At 63.2% G+C, this 15187-nt stretch carries 14 protein-coding genes; 4 read left to right on the top strand and 10 right to left on the bottom strand.

Annotation, left to right across the window (positions count from 1 at the left end; all coding sequences use genetic code 11):
- Nucleotides 1-53: 53 nt before the first annotated feature.
- The 3 genes from pnp to AC1RQC_RS19545 form a co-directional block, all read right to left on the bottom strand.
- Complete coding sequence (gene pnp / locus AC1RQC_RS19555) at nt 54-2255, bottom strand: polyribonucleotide nucleotidyltransferase (protein WP_492884371.1); 2202 nt, start codon at nt 2253-2255, stop codon at nt 54-56.
- 506 nt (nt 2256-2761) lie between these two features.
- Nucleotides 2762-3034 carry a 30S ribosomal protein S15 gene (gene rpsO, locus AC1RQC_RS19550; protein WP_006156843.1) on the bottom strand — a complete coding sequence of 91 codons (273 nt, stop codon included), beginning with the start codon at nt 3032-3034 and terminating at the stop codon, nt 2762-2764.
- Between the two features lie 190 nt (nt 3035-3224).
- Complete coding sequence (locus AC1RQC_RS19545; protein ID WP_253932765.1) at nt 3225-4469, bottom strand: branched-chain amino acid ABC transporter substrate-binding protein; 1245 nt, start codon at nt 4467-4469, stop codon at nt 3225-3227.
- 219 nt (nt 4470-4688) lie between these two features.
- Here AC1RQC_RS19545 and AC1RQC_RS19540 point away from each other — a divergent pair, with 219 nt between their 5' ends.
- Entirely contained in the window at nt 4689-5219 is a 531-nt protein-coding gene (locus tag AC1RQC_RS19540; RefSeq protein WP_492375507.1) for a hypothetical protein, read from the top strand.
- A 104-nt stretch (nt 5220-5323) separates the two neighbouring features.
- On the opposite strand, the gene AC1RQC_RS19535 is transcribed toward AC1RQC_RS19540, so the two are convergent.
- The 7 genes from AC1RQC_RS19535 to AC1RQC_RS19505 form a co-directional block, all read right to left on the bottom strand.
- A complete protein-coding gene (locus AC1RQC_RS19535; RefSeq protein ID WP_416048003.1) occupies nt 5324-6862 on the bottom strand; it encodes a 2-isopropylmalate synthase in 1539 nt (512 codons plus the stop codon).
- Between the two features lie 377 nt (nt 6863-7239).
- On the bottom strand, nt 7240-7749 hold the full coding sequence (lysM, locus tag AC1RQC_RS19530; protein WP_492375508.1) for a peptidoglycan-binding protein LysM: 510 nt from the start codon (nt 7747-7749) through the stop codon (nt 7240-7242).
- 145 nt (nt 7750-7894) lie between these two features.
- A complete protein-coding gene (gene pssA, locus AC1RQC_RS19525; protein WP_492884369.1) occupies nt 7895-8797 on the bottom strand; it encodes a CDP-diacylglycerol--serine O-phosphatidyltransferase in 903 nt (300 codons plus the stop codon).
- A gap of 42 nt (nt 8798-8839) precedes the next feature.
- The gene (locus tag AC1RQC_RS19520) at nt 8840-9484 is read right to left on the bottom strand and encodes a phosphatidylserine decarboxylase (protein WP_492884367.1); all 645 of its coding nucleotides are present in this window, start codon (nt 9482-9484) and stop codon (nt 8840-8842) included.
- 154 nt (nt 9485-9638) lie between these two features.
- Nucleotides 9639-10655: a ketol-acid reductoisomerase gene (gene ilvC / locus AC1RQC_RS19515; protein WP_043344720.1), complete on the bottom strand. Its 1017-nt coding sequence runs from the start codon at nt 10653-10655 to the stop codon at nt 9639-9641.
- Nucleotides 10656-10752: 97 nt separating this feature from the next.
- Nucleotides 10753-11244, bottom strand: a complete 492-nt coding sequence (ilvN, locus tag AC1RQC_RS19510) for an acetolactate synthase small subunit (RefSeq protein WP_006156850.1) — start codon at nt 11242-11244, stop codon at nt 10753-10755.
- Entirely contained in the window at nt 11244-13004 is a 1761-nt protein-coding gene (locus tag AC1RQC_RS19505; protein WP_043344716.1) for an acetolactate synthase 3 catalytic subunit, read from the bottom strand. Before AC1RQC_RS19505 ends, ilvN begins: the two co-directional genes overlap by 1 nt.
- A gap of 369 nt (nt 13005-13373) precedes the next feature.
- Between AC1RQC_RS19505 and AC1RQC_RS19500 the strand changes: the two genes are divergently transcribed.
- The 3 genes from AC1RQC_RS19500 to AC1RQC_RS19490 are packed head-to-tail and all read left to right on the top strand — an operon-like array spanning nt 13374 to nt 15153.
- The gene (locus tag AC1RQC_RS19500) at nt 13374-13940 is read left to right on the top strand and encodes an RNA polymerase sigma factor (RefSeq protein ID WP_006156852.1); all 567 of its coding nucleotides are present in this window, start codon (nt 13374-13376) and stop codon (nt 13938-13940) included.
- Nucleotides 13937-14371 carry a DUF3619 family protein gene (locus AC1RQC_RS19495; RefSeq protein ID WP_441640624.1) on the top strand — a complete coding sequence of 145 codons (435 nt, stop codon included), beginning with the start codon at nt 13937-13939 and terminating at the stop codon, nt 14369-14371. The genes AC1RQC_RS19500 and AC1RQC_RS19495 overlap by 4 nt, the downstream gene beginning before the upstream one ends.
- A 2-nt stretch (nt 14372-14373) precedes the next feature.
- Nucleotides 14374-15153: a DUF3106 domain-containing protein gene (locus AC1RQC_RS19490; protein ID WP_492375510.1), complete on the top strand. Its 780-nt coding sequence runs from the start codon at nt 14374-14376 to the stop codon at nt 15151-15153.
- Nucleotides 15154-15187: the final 34 nt, after the last annotated feature.

The following is a 15187-nucleotide window of genomic DNA, read 5'->3' as shown; positions in this document are numbered from 1 at the left end:
CCAGCCGCTTTTTCTGCTACGGGTACCGTCGTTCTACCGGCACCGTAAAACGCTTACTGCTGCTGATCAGCCGAAGGCGTCGTCGGCGCTGCCGGTGCTGCCGGTGCTGCCGGAGCAGCCGGTGCCTCGCTGGTGTTGGCGATCGGGCTGATGCTGCCGCCCTCTTCGGCCAGCGCGGCCTTCAGGGACAGGCGCAGGCGGCCCTTCTCGTCAGCCTGGATCAGCTTGACGCGCACGTGTTGGCCTTCCTTGAGCCAGTCCTTGATGTCCTTGACGCGTTCGTTGACGATCTCGGAGATATGCAGCAGGCCATCCTTGCCCGGCAGGATGTTGACGATGGCGCCAAAGTCCAACAGCTTGAGCACGGTGCCGGCGTAGATCTTGCCTACTTCGGCTTCCGCGGTGATGCCTTCGATGCGGCGCTTGGCTTCGGCCATGCCTTCGGTCGAGGTCGAGGCGATGGTGATGGTGCCGTCTTCCTGGATGTCGATGGTGGTGCCGGTTTCCTTCGTCAGGGCCTGGATGGTCGAGCCGCCCTTGCCGATCACTTCGCGGATCTTGTCCGGATGAATCTTCATGGTGATCATGCGCGGTGCGTGCTCCGACAGCTCGGTGCGTGCATGGCCCATCGCGTCCTGCATCTTGCCCAGGATATGCAGGCGGCCTTCCTTGGCTTGCGCCAGCGCGACCTGCATGATTTCCTTGGTGATGCCCTGGACCTTGATGTCCATCTGCAGCGCGGTGATGCCGGTGTCGGTACCCGCGACCTTGAAGTCCATGTCGCCGAGGTGGTCCTCGTCGCCCAGGATGTCGGTCAGCACGGCGAACTTGTTGCCTTCCAGGATCAGGCCCATGGCCACGCCGGCCACGTGCGCCTTGATCGGAACGCCTGCGTCCATCAGTGCCAGGCAGCCACCGCACACCGATGCCATCGACGACGAGCCGTTGGATTCGGTGATTTCGGACACCAGGCGGATGGTGTAGGCGAATTCGTCATCCTTCGGCAGGACCGGGATCAGCGCGCGCTTGGCCAGGCGGCCGTGACCGATTTCGCGGCGCTTGGGGCTGCCCACGCGGCCGGTTTCGCCGGTGGCGAACGGAGGCATGTTGTAGTGGAGCATGAAGCGGTCGCGGTATTCGCCGGCGAGCGCGTCGATGATCTGCTCATCGCCCTTGGTGCCCAGCGTGGCAACCACCAGCGCCTGGGTTTCGCCACGGGTGAAGATGGCCGAGCCGTGAGCGCGCGGCAGCACCGACGAGCGGATCTCGATCGGGCGCACGGTGCGGGTGTCGCGGCCATCGATGCGCGGCTCGCCCGACAGCACCTGGCTGCGCACGATCTTGGCTTCGATGTCGAACAGCACGTTGCCCACTTCGACCTTGTCGGCTTCCACGCCGGCTTCGGCCAGCTTGGCCGCAACAGTGGCGTAGACTTCCTTGAGCTTTTGGCTGCGAGCCGACTTCTGGCGCAGCTGGTAGACGTCCTGCAGCAGCGGCAGGGCAATCTCGCCGACCTTGGCGATCAGCGCTTCGTTCTTCGGTGCCGCGGTCCAGTCCCACTCCGGCTTGCCGCCGTCGCGCACCAGGTCATGGATGGCATTGATGGCCGTCTGCATCTGCTCGTGGCCGTAGACCACGGCGCCCAGCATCACCTCTTCCGACAGTTGGCGGGCTTCCGATTCCACCATCAGCACAGCGCGCTCGGTACCGGAAACCACCAGGTCCAGTTCCGAAGCGGCGATCTGCGAACGGGTCGGGTTCAGCAGGTACTGGCCGTCCTTGTAGCCAACGCGCGCCGCGCCGACCGGGCCGCTGAACGGAATGCCCGACACTGCCAGGGCAGCCGAGGCGCCGATCAGGGCGGGGATGTCAGCCGGGACTTCCGGATTCAGCGACAGCACGTGGATGACCACTTGCACTTCGTTGTAGAAGCCTTCCGGGAACAGCGGGCGCAGCGGGCGGTCGATCAGGCGCGAGGTCAGCGTCTCGTTTTCCGACGGACGGCCTTCACGCTTGAAGAAGCCACCGGGGATCTTGCCGGCAGCGTAGGTCTTCTCGATGTAGTCGACGGTCAGCGGGAAGAAATCCTGGCCGGCCTTGGGCGACTTGGCAGCGACAACGGTGGCGAGCACCACGGTGTCCTCAATGTCGACGATCACGGCACCGCCAGCCTGGCGGGCAACCTCGCCGGTTTCCAGGCGCACCTTGTGCTGGCCCCACTGGAATTCCTTGACGATCTTGTTGAACATGGTCATGAGCGTTCCTTTTGTTCGTGCTTGCACGCTTGTGCAACGCCCGCGTTAGCAGCCGCGGGCGAACTGCCGGATCAGCGTCGGCCTCAGTCACAGGGAAGTGCTATGCCATTCCAGCGCGATACCTGATAGCTGGTAGCTGGTACGTGGCATCTGCCTGGGCAGATACCGCGCTGGAATGACACAAAGCCCCGCTTCCTTGCCCGACTCCGGTATGGATTAACAGTAAAAAAGCTAAAAAAAGCTAAAGAACACAGTAACTTACTCCGTTGCACGTCTTGGCGCAACGTGTGCCAGCCCCCGGGGCCATGGCACCATCAAGTAGAGCAAAAATCACTTGCAGCAATGCTGGACATCGACAGGACAGCGACCGAACAAGGGCCGGACCTGCGGCATTTCATCCGCAAAAACAAAATGCCTGCATCAGCGAGGCTGACGCAGGCATTAGTGGCTCACGCGAAGGCGTGCAGTGCATCCATTCGTGCTGCCATCCGGACGATCCTGGCTGCTTACTTACGCAGGCCGAGCTTCTCGATCAGCGAACGATAACGGTCGGCATCGTTGGCCTTGAGGTAGTCCAGCAGGCGACGACGACGGCTCACCATGCGCAGCAGACCGCGGCGGCTGTGGTGATCCTTCATGTTGGCCTTGAAGTGGGGGGTCAGTTCGTTGATGCGGGTGGTCAGCAAAGCGACCTGGACTTCGGGGCTACCCGTGTCGTTGGCGGCACGTGCGAACTGCTTGATGACTTCGGTTTTGCTGCTGATTTGGGCTTCTGCCATGGTGATTTCCTTTTCACTTGCGAACGCTACAGCACGAAATGTGCCGCATGCGTCGTGCCTTGTGCGTGTCCTACATACAGGCAACTGTCTCGCCGGACCGGTTTTTGACAACCGGCTGGCTATGACAGCGGGCGATTATAACGGAAAACGGGCTAGCGATGGCGTTTGCGGCAACGCAGGCCTGGAACCGCTAGAACCGTTCCATCTTGCAGGTCGTGGGCAACATGGTCTGCGCCGACTTTAGCTTCCTCACCGTGCGAAAGCCATATCCCGACCCCTCATTGTCAAAGCGCACATCGCCACCCTGCTTCTCCATCACCGACACGTAGAGCGGCTGCAGCACCTGGTGGTCGTCGGCGCGGATCGTCGCATCATGGAAGTCGTTGACGTAGCGCATGCCCTCCAGCGCACGCGCCACCTTGACGGCGTCGGTCGAACCCGCCTGCTCGATGGCCCGGGCGAGCATCTCCACCATCATCTGCATGCGCAGGTGAACGTAGTCGTCCTTGGGCTCAGGGTAACGGGCACGGAACGCCTGGTAGAACGCGTCGGAAGCCGCGCCGCCCACGTTGGGGTGCCACTCCGCCACCGCAAGCACGCGCCCTACCCCGGCGTCTCCCATAGCCGCCGGCGCGCCCAGGCCGTTGCCGTAGAAGGTGTAGAACTTGGCATTCAGCCCGCCCTCGCGCGCGGCCTTGATCATCAGGGTGAGGTCGTTGCCCCAGTTGCCCGTGATCACCGCATCCGCGCCGCTGGCCTTGATCTTGGCGATATACGGGGCGAAGTCCTTGATCTTGCCGATCGGGTGGAACTCATCGCCCACGATGCGCAGCTCGGGCCGTTTGGCCGCCAGCATCTCCCGTGCCGAACGCGACACCTGATGCCCGAAACTGTAGTCCTGGTCGATCAGGTAGACGCGCCGCACGCCGGCATCGGCACGGATGACTTCGGTCAGGGCCTGCATGCGCATGTCGGCGCTGGCATCGAAGCGGAAGTGCCAGAAGCTGCACCCCTCATTAGTCAGTGTGGGATCGACCGCCGAGTAATTCAGGAAGAGCACGCGGGCATCGGGCTGCCGGCTGTTATGGCGGTTGATCGCGCTGACCAGCGCGCCAGCCACCGCTGAGCTGTTGCCTTGCAGGACAAAGGGAATCCGCTTGTCCACCAGCCCGCGCAACTGGATCAGGCTCTCGTCGACATTGCCCTTGCTATCGAAGGTAACCAGCTCGAGGGGCCGCGCGCCTTCCGCGGTCTTGACGCCACCGCGCGCATTGACGCGGTCGATGGCGATCCGCAGGTTGCGCACCACCGCGTCGCCCGCGTTGGCAAAGGGGCCGGACAACCCTTCGATCATGCCGAGACGGATCGGCTCCTGCGCGCCGGCGCTCGCCGCCACCGCCAGCAAACAGCCCGCCAGCCATCGTTTAGCCCACATCGAGTGATCTCCCGCCAAAGCGCTGCATGGTAAGCCAGTGGCCCAGCCTAGGCAAATCGGATCGCATTCGCGGCAAAACGGGAATTTGGGCGAGGATGGCGGCGCCATGGCGGCGCTTACCCTCAAAAAGCCGGCACGTGCCACATGAGGCGCACACAACTTTTGCGCGCCGCTACACTCTTAGTCCATATCATCACGAATTTTAATAAGAGGACTGCCATGAACGCCTCATCGTCGCGCCGTGCCGCCCAGTGGCTCGTGCTAGCAGCAGCGGCAGCCGTCCTGCCGGCCTGCTCGGTGCTGCAACCGGTCAAAGCCGGCCAGGACATGGTGGGCGCGCCAGAAGCCGCCGTACAAGCCCAGTTCGGCATGCCAACCGATACCTACCAGCTAGCCGACGGCACACAGCGCTGGATCTACTCCAAGCAACCCTTCGGGCAACAATCCTACGCAGCAGACTTCGACAGCAGCGGCCATCTGACCATGTTCCGGCAGATGCTGCAGACCAACGAACTCTACAAGGCGAAAGTCGATGTGTGGACCAAGCTGGACGTGGAGCAACACTTTGGCAAGCCGCGCGAGCCCAGGCAGTATTACCCGCTGATGAAGCGCGAAGTGTGGTCCTACCGCTTCAAGCATGAGGACAACTGGCCGTCGATGTTCAATTTCTATTTCGACGACGGCGGCGTGCTGCGCCAGACCCAGATCACGCCAGACCCGCTCGCGGATGGGCCCGGCCGACGCCGCTGAGAGCGGGAAAATGCAAAAAGCCCGCCATCATCCTCATGGGAATGCGGCGGGCCGATTCAAGCCCCGCGGCCGGGTAGGCCGCGGGCTTACCGGTCAGATCGGGATCAGATCTGCGGGTTGATCTTCTGCACGGCCTTGTCGTGCAGTTTATTCAGCGCGGCCAGGTAGGCCTTGGCCGAGGCGGCCACGATATCGGGATCGGTGCCCACGCCGTTGACGATGCGCCCGCCCTTGGACAACCGCACCGTGACTTCGCCCTGTGCCTGCGTGCCGGCAGTGATGGCATTGACCGAATACAGCACCAGCTCGGCGCCGCTGGCGACCTTGCCTTCGATGGCGTGGAGCGTGGCATCGACCGGGCCATTGCCCTCGCCTTCGCCCGTCACCTCATTGCCGTCCATATTGAACACCACGCGCGCATGCGGGCGCTCGCCGGTCTCGGAGTGCTGCGACAGCGAGATAAAGCGGAAGTGCTCGTTGACGTCGTGCGCCTCGTCGGAAACGATGGCCATGATGTCTTCGTCGAAGATCTCGGACTTCTGGTCGGCCAGTTCCTTGAAGCGGGTGAACGCGGCATTGACCTCACCCTCGCTCTCCAGCTCGATGCCGAGTTCCTGCAGGCGTTGCTTGAAGGCGTTGCGGCCCGAGAGCTTGCCCAGCACGATCTTGTTGGCGGTCCAGCCCACGTCTTCCGCGCGCATGATCTCGTAGGTATCGCGCGCCTTCAGCACGCCATCCTGGTGGATGCCCGAAGCATGTGCGAAGGCGTTGGCGCCCACCACGGCCTTGTTGGGCTGCACCACGAAGCCGGTGATCTGCGACACCAGCTTGGAAGCCGGCACGATCTGCGTGGTATCCACGCCGACGTCCATGTCGAAGTAGTCGCGGCGCGTCTTGACCGCCATCACGACTTCTTCCAGGCTGGTATTGCCGGCACGCTCACCGAGGCCGTTGATGGTGCACTCGACCTGGCGCGCACCGCCGAGCTTGACCGCCGCCAGCGAATTGGCCACGGCCATGCCGAGGTCGTTGTGGCAGTGCACGGACCAGATGGCCTTGTCGGAATTGGGGATGCGTTCGCGCACCGAGCGAATCAGGCCCGCGTAGCCTTCCGGCACGGCATAGCCCACCGTGTCCGGCAGGTTGATGGTGGTAGCGCCTTCCTTGATCACGCCTTCCAGCACGCGGCACAGGAAATCCATGTCCGAGCGGCTGCCATCTTCGGGCGAGAATTCGATATCGTCGGTGAACTGGCGCGCAAAGCGCACCGCCTGGATGGCTTGCTCGAAAACCTGGTCCGGCGTCATGCGCAGCTTCTTTTCCATATGCAGCGCCGAGGTGGCGATGAAGGTATGGATGCGGAAGGCGTTGGCCGGCTTGAGCGCCTCCGCGGCGCGGGCGATATCGCGATCGTTGGCGCGGGCCAGCGAGCAGATGGTCGAATCCTTGACGACCTGGGCGATGGAGCGGATCGCTTCGAAGTCGCCGTTGGAGCTGGCGGCAAAGCCCGCTTCGATCACGTCGACCTTCAGGCGCTCCAGCTGGCGCGCGATGCGGATCTTTTCCTCGCGGGTCATGGAGGCGCCGGGCGACTGTTCGCCGTCGCGCAAGGTGGTGTCGAAAATAATGAGTTTGTCGGACATGGTTGGGGCTCCTGGGCTGACTTTTGTATTCGGCGAATCGGGTGGATGCCTCGGCATTCGCCGTTCGTTTTGCTGTACTGCTGTGTTCGTGCTGAATGCAAAACGCCCCGGCGTGCAGTGATGCAGGCCGGGGCGTTTATAAATCCTGTGTGACTTTACGCGAGGGGCTTGGCTTCCCTCAGCGCGAACGCGTCCCGACCTGACGGCCTAGTAGGCCACCTAGAATGGTGCGGGCGAGTAGGGCTTGGCGCGAAATCATGTGAGCGACTATAGCCGAGAAGCCGGGTGTGTGCAATATGGATGCCTCAATCAGGCCAGCATCAGGCCGATAGCCGAAAAACGGGCCAGGGGGCGCCATGCCCCCTGGACGGCGGGCGTCAGGCCTTGGGCGGGATGCGCAGCTTCTGGCCGGGGTAGATCTTGTCCGGATTCGTCAACATCGGCTCGTTGGCCTCGAAAATCGCGGTGTACAGCGCGCCGTTGCCGTAGGCCGCCTGGGAGATCGCCCACAGGGTGTCGCCCTTGACCACGGTGTGCCAGGTCGATTCGGTGGAGTCGACATTGACCGACATCTTGTCGTCGACCTTGTCCACACCTTGCACATTGCCGCAGCACAGGATGATCTTCTCGCGGGTGGCCTGGTCCGGCGCCACGCCGAACACCGTCACCAGCCCCTGCGAGCCGTCCACTTGCACCATCAGCCCGGTGGCGTCGAGGTTCATCTGCTTGATGTAGCCTTCGATGGCATCGCCGGCGGCGCGGTTGGCCGCATCGGCATCGGCATCCGCCGCCGGCGCATCGGCCGGAGCCGCCGCGGGCGCGGCTTGCGCTGCGCTGCCGCCAAACAGTTTCTCTCCTGCTTCCTTGATGAAGTCGAGCATGCCCATGAGAACCTCCAGTGATAAGTGGACAACAAGGGGGACTACAGTACAACCGAGGCTACAGTGAACCACGGCAAACGCCGCGGCAATGCGACAGCCTGGAAAACAAATGTAAAAAAAGGCGCCGTAGCGCCTTTTTACCAACCTGCGATCAGGAACGATCTTTCCCGCCGTCCCGCACCTTGCGGATTTCGGCCGGCTTGCCGTGCAGCGCATGCCAGCCCCACAGCAGGTAGCCGGAGATGGCGTAGGCCACGAACAGGCCGAACAACGCCACCGGCGGATCCGTCGAGACCACCACGAACAAGACCAGCACCAGCACCATCATGCCGAAGGGCACGCGATAGCGCACGTCGAGCGCCTTGCCGCTATAGAACGGCGCATTGGAGACCATCGACAGCCCGGCGTACAGCGTGATGCCGAACGCCACCCACGGCATCCACAGGTCCTTGACCGGCAGCTTGTTGTCGATCACCAGCCAGACAAAGCCTGCCACCAGCGCCGCCGCCGCCGGGCTGGGCAACCCCTGGAAGAAGCGCTTGTCGACCACGCCGATGTTGGCATTGAAGCGCGCCAGGCGCAGCGCGGCACAGGTGCAATAGACAAAGGCGGCAATCCAGCCCCACTTGCCCAGGTCGTGCAGGATCCACTCATACATCACCAGCGCCGGCGCCACACCGAACGAGGTCATGTCCGACAACGAATCGTATTGCTCGCCAAACGCGCTCTGCGTATTGGTGATGCGTGCGACGCGCCCATCCATGCCGTCCAGCACCATCGCGGCGAAGATGGCGATGGCCGCGCTGTCAAAGCGCATGTTCATGGCCTGCACGATGGCAAAGAAGCCGGCGAACAGCGCCGCGGTGGTGAACGCGTTGGGCAGCAGGTAAATGCCGCGACGGCGCGGGCGCACGTACTCGATGTCGTGATCGTCCCCGGCCTCGTCGTCGAAATTGTCGGACTCGTTGCCACGCAGCTGGTTGTGGCGGAAAGGACGCAAGTTGGTCACGTTGCTATTGGTAACGCGCTTATTGCGTCGGTTGAAAGCACCCATGCCTGTTCTCCAGTGGGTCTGATCTGTTCCGGCGTCGCCGGATTAATCCAGCTCAGCCAGGATGGTCGACGAGGCCGACACCTTCTCGCCGATGGTCACGCGCGGGCGCGCATCCACCGGCAGGTAGACGTCGACGCGCGAGCCAAAGCGGATGAAGCCATAGCGCTGGCCGCGCGACAGCGTCTCGCCGACGCGGATATAGCAGAGGATGCGGCGGGCCACCAGGCCGGCCACCTGTACCAAGGTCACCACCTTGCCGTCTGCGGCACGGCGGATGACCACGGCGTTGCGTTCGTTCTCGAGCGAAGCCTTGTCGAGGTCGGCGTTGACGAACTTGCCGGGGGAATACTCGACCTTCTCGACCTTGCCGTCCACGGACACCCGGTTGGAGTGTACGTTGAACACGTTCATGAAGACGCTGATCTTCAGCGCCTCGCGGCCCGCGTACGGGTCCATGGTCTTCTCGACCACCACGATGCGGCCATCGGCGGGCGCCAGGACGGCGTTCGGCTGGGCGGGAATGGACCGCGGCGGATCACGGAAAAACTGCAGCACGAACAGTGTAATGATCCACAGCGGCAAGGCCCACCAGAAGCCGGCGCTGACCTGCACCAGCAGCGAGATGACAAAGGCGCCAGCCAGGAACGGCCAGCCTTCACGGGCAATCAGCGGATGAGGATAGTTCATGCAATGCTTACTTGGTGGATAAAGTCTGACAAGGATAACAAAAAGCCGTTCAGTCCCCGCCTGAATAACCCCTCGAGAGGGGGAAATGTGCGGATGACTGAACGGCTGCGGCCCGCGCCGTCAGTAGCGGCGGGCCGTCGGGCTGTAGTACAGCTTAGTTCTTCGACTGGTCGACCAGCTTGTTCTTTGCGATCCAGGGCATCATCGCGCGCAGCTTGGCACCCACTTCTTCGATCTGGTGCTCAGCGGTCAGGCGGCGGCGCGAGATCAGGGTCGGGGCGCCGGCCTTGTTCTCGAGCAGGAAGCTCTTGGCGTACTCGCCGGTCTGGATGTCGGTCAGGCATTGCTTCATGGCCTTCTTGGTCTCCTCGGTCACGACGCGCGGGCCGGTGACGTATTCGCCGTATTCGGCGTTGTTGGAGATCGAGTAGTTCATGTTGGCGATGCCGCCTTCATAGATCAGGTCGACGATCAGCTTGAGTTCGTGCAGGCATTCGAAGTAAGCCATTTCCGGCGCGTAGCCAGCTTCCACCAGCGTTTCGAAGCCAGCCTTGATCAGCTCGACGGTACCGCCGCACAGCACGGCTTGCTCGCCGAACAGGTCGGTTTCGGTTTCTTCGCGGAAGTTGGTTTCGATGATGCCGGCGCGGCCGCCGCCGTTGGCGGTAGCGTACGACAGGGCGATGTCACGGGCGGCGCCGGACTTGTCCTGGTGCACGGCGATCAGGTGGGGCACGCCGCCGCCTTGGGCGTAGGTCGAGCGCACGGTGTGGCCCGGCGCCTTCGGGGCGATCATGATGACGTCGAGGTCGGCGCGCGGGATCACGGCACCGTAGTGCACGTTGAAGCCGTGGGCGAAGGCCAGTGCGGCGCCTTGCTTGATGTTGTCGTGCACTTCGTTCTTGTACACGTCGGCGATCTGCTCGTCCGGCAGCAGGATCATGACCACGTCGGCGTCCTTGACGGCGTCAGCCACTTCCTTGACCTGCAGGCCGGCATTGACTGCCTTGTTCCACGATGCGCCGCTCTTGCGCAGGCCAACGGTGACCTTGACGCCGGAGTCGTTCAGGTTCTGCGCGTGGGCGTGGCCTTGCGAGCCGTAGCCGATGATGGTGACGTTCTTGCCCTTGATCAGGGAGAGGTCGGCGTCCTTGTCGTAAAACACTTTCATGATGGTTCCTTCAGTCTTTCGTTTTCGTGTGTCGGGTTGGCGGCCACCGCCCGGCTAATGCCGGCACCGGCGCCGCCCTTGGATACTGCAATCAGGCTCAGACCTTCAGGATGCGCTCGCCGCGGCCAATGCCCGAGCCGCCGGTACGGACGGTCTCGAGGATGGCGGCGCGGTCGATGGCGTCCAGGAAGGCATCCAGCTTGCCGCCGTTGCCGGTCAGCTCGATGGTGTAGGTCTTCTCGGTGACGTCGATGATGCGGCCGCGGAAGATGTCGGCGGTGCGCTTCATTTCCTCGCGCTCCTTGCCGACCGCGCGCACCTTGACCAGCATCAGCTCGCGCTCGATGTGCGCGCCCTCGGTCAGGTCCACCACCTTGACCACTTCCACCAGGCGGTTCAGGTGCTTGGTGATCTGCTCGATGATGTCGTCCGAACCGCTGGTGACGATCGTCATGCGCGACAGCGAGGCGTCTTCGGTGGGGGCCACCGTCAGCGTCTCGATGTTGTAGCCGCGCGCCGAGAACAGGCCCACCACGCGCGACAGCGCGCCCGGTTCATTTTCCAGCAGGACCGAAATGATATGTCGCATTACAGGTCCTCCGCGCCGAGCAGCATCTCGGAGATGCCCTTGCCGGCCTGGACCATCGGCCACACGTTTTCAGTCGGGTCGGTCTGGAAATCGAGGAACACGGTACGGTCTTTCAGGCGGAAGGCTTCGCGCAGGGCGGGCTCGACGTCAGCCGTCTTTTCGATGCGCATGCCGATATGGCCATAGGCCTCGGCCAGCTTGACGAAGTCGGGCAGCGCGTCCATGTAGGAATGCGAGTAGCGGTTGTCGTACTCGATTTCCTGCCACTGGCGCACCATGCCGAGGTAGCGGTTGTTGAGCGCGCAGATCTTCACCGGGGTGTCGTACTGCAGGCAGGTCGACAGTTCCTGGATGTTCATCTGGATCGAGCCTTCGCCGGTGATGGTCACCACTTCCTTCTCGGGGAAGGCTTTCTTGATGCCCATCGCGTACGGCAGGCCCACGCCCATCGTGCCCAGGCCACCGGAATTGATCCAGCGGCGCGGTTCGTTGAACTTGTAGAACTGCGCGGCCCACATCTGGTGCTGGCCCACGTCCGAGCAGACGAAGGCATCGCCGTGCGTCAGTTCCCAGATCTTTTCCACCACGTACTGCGGCTTGATGATCTCGGAGTTGCGGTCGTACTTGAGGCAGTCCACCGAACGCCATTGCTCGATCTGTTCCCACCACTTGGCCAGGGCCTCGCGCTTGGGCTTGACGTCGCTGGCCTGCAGCTGGGAGATCAGCTCCTGCAGCACATCCTTGACGTGGCCCACGATGGGAATGTCGACCTTGACCCGCTTCGAGATGGAAGACGGATCGATGTCGATATGGATGATCTTGCGCGGCTGCGAGGTGAAGTGCGCCGGATTGCCGATCACGCGATCGTCGAAACGCGCCCCGATGGCGATCAGCACGTCGCAGTTCTGCATGGCCATGTTGGCTTCATACGTGCCGTGCATGCCGAGCATGCCGACGAACTGCTTGCTGGTGCCGGGGAACGAGCCGAGGCCCATCAGCGTGTTGGTGACCGGATGGCCGGTCAGCGCGGCAAGCTGGCGCAGCTCTTCGCTGGCATTGGCCAGCACCACACCGCCACCCGCATAGATGAACGGCCGTTCGGCGCCCTGCAACAGCGCGAGCGCCTTGCGGATCTGGCCCGAATGGCCCTTGTTCACCGGGTTGTACGAGCGCATGTCGATCGACTTGGGATACTCGTACTTGCAGGAATTGCGCGAGACGTCCTTGGGAATATCGACGACAACGGGGCCGGGACGGCCGGTTGCGGCAATATAGAACGCCTTCTTGATGGTCGCGGCGAGATCGCGGACGTCCTTGACCAGGAAGTTGTGCTTGACGATGGGGCGGGTGATGCCGACCGTGTCGCATTCCTGGAAAGCGTCCTGGCCGATAGCGTGCGTCGGCACGTTACCGGTGATGATCACCATCGGGATCGAGTCCAGGTAGGCCGTGGCAATGCCCGTCACCGCATTGGTGACGCCGGGACCAGAGGTCACCAGGGCGCAGCCCACCTTGCCGGTCGCACGCGCATAGCCGTCTGCGGCATGAACCGCGGCCTGCTCGTGGCGCACCAGGATGTGCTCGATCTTCTTTTGCTTGTAAAACTCGTCGTAGATATACAGCACTGCGCCGCCAGGGTAGCCCCAGACGTACTCGACGCCTTCTTCGGCAAGTGCGTGAACGAGAATCTCCGCCCCGATCATTTCGGGTGCGGCGGATGAATTGCTGTCTGCGTGGAATTCCGCGCTGGGCATGTTCATTTTAGTCCTTTGCAATTTTCGGCAAAAAATTGTTCGGATGCTCTCTGCCGGGCTTGTGGCACGGGTTCAAGCGGTGCGCGTCTGCATGATAGACCGCCTCATAAGCGGCCGAATGAGACAACCACTGATGTCGTGTGAACCCGCGACGATACTGGATTGATTCGGGCTTGTCTACGGGCTTTTTTGCGCGAGGGGGCATCCCGCCATCCTTCAGACTCCCCCGCCACGCGCTGAGCCTGAATGACCACAAAAGAGAACAAGGATGGTCACCGGGGGGGTTATTTGCTAGCATCCCACCATTTTGGACGTGCAAGAAGCCCTACCCTGCACTTCCACCGGCCAAGGCCCCACCGTCTGTACCCCGCCTGCATGGCAACCGATCAGGAACTATCCGACTTTCTCGCCAGCGTCGAGCGGCGCGCCTTCAAACAGGCCGTGTTTGCGGTGCGCGACGACGAAGCCGCCCTGGACATCGTCCAGGACGCGATGATCAAGCTCGCCGAAAAATACGGCGACAAGAGCGCCGCAGAGCTCGCACCGCTGTTCCAGCGCATACTGCAGAACACAATTCACGACTGGTTCCGCCGCCAGAAAGTACGCAATACCTGGGTCACCCTGTTTTCCAACCTGCGCGACGATCGCGAAGGCGAGGATAATGACCTGCTCGACACTTTCGAGGCCGAAATCGGCTCCGAATCTGCGGAAAGCAGCGCCGACAAGGTGGAACGCGCCCAGACCATGCACATCATCGAACAGGAGATCCAGCGCCTGCCGACACGTCAACGCGAAGCCTTCCTGATGCGTTACTGGGAGGATATGGACGTCGCGGAAACGGCTGCCGTCATGGGATGCTCCGAAGGCAGCGTCAAGACGCACTGTTCCCGTGCCACGCACACACTGGCGCAGGCATTGCGAGCGCGGGGGGTCCGACTATGAGCACCAGAAACGAAAAAGAAATCAACGAACGCCGCCTGGCACACGATATCCGCACGGCACTCGATGCCTCTGCGAATGCGTTGCCGGACAATGTGACCGATCGGCTTGCCGCCGCACGGCGGATTGCGCTGTCTCGCAAGAAAGCGCATGCCGCCGTCGCCGTGCCGCAGCTGGCCTCGGCTGGGATGCCCACGCTCTCTTTCGACGAGGACGACTCGGCACTCCACCGCGCAGGTTCCTGGCTGCGCCGCCTTGGGCTGGTATGGACGCTGGTGGCGCTGGCCGCCGGGCTGGCGGGCATCTACCACTGGCAGCAGCAAAAGCGCGTCGATGAGCTGGCGGATGTGGACGCAGCGATGCTGCTCGACGACCTCCCACCGACGGCATACGCGGATCAGGGCTTCCACGTGTTCCTCAAGCGCGGTCAGTAGGCATGGCCGGCGCTGACATCATCCCCGACGCACCGCGCCGGCGGCTGGCGGCCTTGCTGCTGGCCGGCCTGGCCGCCGCCGTCACGATCTGGTCCCTGGTTCCGGCCACTTGCCAGGCTCAGGGCGGCCACCCCGGTGGTGCACCCGCGGCCAGCATCGCCAATGCGCACCCGAACTGGAACGAGCTCAATGCCGTCCAGCAGCGCGTGCTCGCGCCGCTGGCAGGCGAGTGGAACAATTTCCCCGAGCTCAACCGGCGCAAATGGCTGCAGATCGCGGAACGATACGAGAAATTCTCGCCCGCGGAACAGGCGCGGCTTCAGACCCGCATGACCGAATGGGTCAAGATGACGCCTCAGCAGCGTCGCCTGGCGCGCGAAAACTACCAGATCACGCGTTCGCTGCCCGCCCAGAAGAAGGCCGAGGCCTGGAACAAGTACCAGCAACTGCCGGAAGAGCAAAAAAAGAACCTGGCGGCTGCCGAGAAAGTGCCGCGCCGCCCCGGCGCGGTCAGCGCCCTGCCCTCCGGCAAGCGCCTGCCAGCCGAGACCACGCGGCAGCTGCACCTGGAAAAGAAGGCACCCGCCGGCGCCACATCGGCCGCCGCGCGCGCCCGCCCGCCCGCTGCCGGCACGCCGGCGGCGGAGTCCCAAGCTGCCCTGCCAGGCACCGCTGCCGGCGCACCGGTGCCGACCGTGGACACGCCGCGCGAAGCGGCCACCGAGGCCACGGCCAGCAGCACCAGCGCTACCGCCACGCCCGACGAGCCGGTGCGCCGCTGAACCGCTACGCGGTTGTGCGGCCGGCTTGCACCCG

This window comes from Cupriavidus sp. GW822-FHT03E04 (genome assembly GCF_058801495.1).
Note: the sequence above shows the minus strand (reverse complement) of the source record. Positions and strands in the feature narration are given on the sequence as shown.